The sequence below is a fragment of the Halovenus rubra genome, from assembly GCF_026586665.1.
GTDB lineage: Archaea > Halobacteriota > Halobacteria > Halobacteriales > Haloarculaceae > Halovenus > Halovenus rubra.
The window spans coordinates 1-1251 of sequence record NZ_JAODIY010000027.1 but is presented as its reverse complement, the minus strand read 5'-3'; the positions used below and the strand labels follow the sequence as shown (position 1 = coordinate 1251).

Here is a 1251-nt window from a genome sequence, read left to right as displayed (position 1 = left end):
TCGGTACTTCCCAACCAAGGTAATCAGTGGAATTGAATCGCTGAATTAACCATCAGAAAGTGTCTGGATCTGGATGTGTTCAAGATCCCCGATCCAGACAGGTACCTTTCGGCGTCGGACGTGAAAGACGTAGCGGAAGAAGTCATTTCTCCACTCCCGTTGCCGGGCGTCGAGGGGAGCCCCCTCGACCCCGGCGACATCTGGCTCGTCGTCATCTTGGCCTGCGTCAACCAGAACTCGATTTGGGACACTTGCAACGATACCAACGGAACACCATGTGACGACACCGTTCTGACGTGGTTGCATACGCTTGACCGAGATTGGCTCGAGTTTGTTGCGAACCTCCTGCTCGGACGCCTCGCCATGACGATTCTCGACCCTGACCGGTCGAGAATCGTCTCCATCGACTTCGTCGATAACCCTTATCACGGCAATCACCACGCCGACGAAGGCGAACTCTGTTCGATGGCTCCCAAAGATGGGACAACAACCTGCCATCGCTACTGTACGGCATACGTCGTGTCCAACGGAAAGCCGGTGACGCTAGCGATGACCTACGTCCGCAGTGATGAAGATGAGGCTGACGCGGTCGAGCGCGTGCTCGCCCGCGTCGAGAACTATCCCTTCGAGATTGACCTCCTGCTTGCCGACAGCGGATTCTACAACGAGCGCGTCATCCGCCGCGCTCGTGATATCGCCGCAACGGTCGTTCACGTGCCCAAGAAGGGCGAGCGGATGAAGGACAAACTCGACACCCACAAGTCGTACATGACGACCTATCGCATGTACAAGGACAGCGAGCGGGAACTCCACTTCCCGCTCGCGGTCGCTGTCTCCTACCAGAACGGTGATCGGGGCAAGAGCGGTGAGGTCGTCCGTGGCTACGTCGCGTGTGGCGTTACTGATCAATCAGCGAAGCAGATTGAACGCCTCTACAGGAAGCGGTCAGGCATCGAAACGACCTATCGCTTACTGCGGCAAGCACGCGGGATCACGACGACGCGTGATCCCGTCGTGCGGTTTGCGATCATGCTCGTCGCGGCACTGTTGGAGAACCTGTGGCTGGTGCTGCGGTGGGCGGTCGTCGCCCGCCCGCAGCGGGGCGGGCGCGACCTGCCCGATGAGTTCACGTTCAAGACGTTCTGTGACTGGATTCGTCACGAGCTCGAAGAGGAGTTACGCCGCCGGTGGAAGATCAAAGCGAACGGGGTTGGTGTGCCGGCGTCACAAGCAACGGCCGCGGGGGGGGCG

At 59.3% G+C, this 1251-nt stretch carries 1 protein-coding gene; it reads left to right on the top strand.

Annotated features, from left to right (window positions below):
- Nucleotides 1–75: 75 nt before the first annotated feature.
- On the top strand, nt 76–1251 hold a 1176-nt coding region (locus N5098_RS15130), incomplete at its 3' end, for an ISH3 family transposase (protein WP_267638722.1).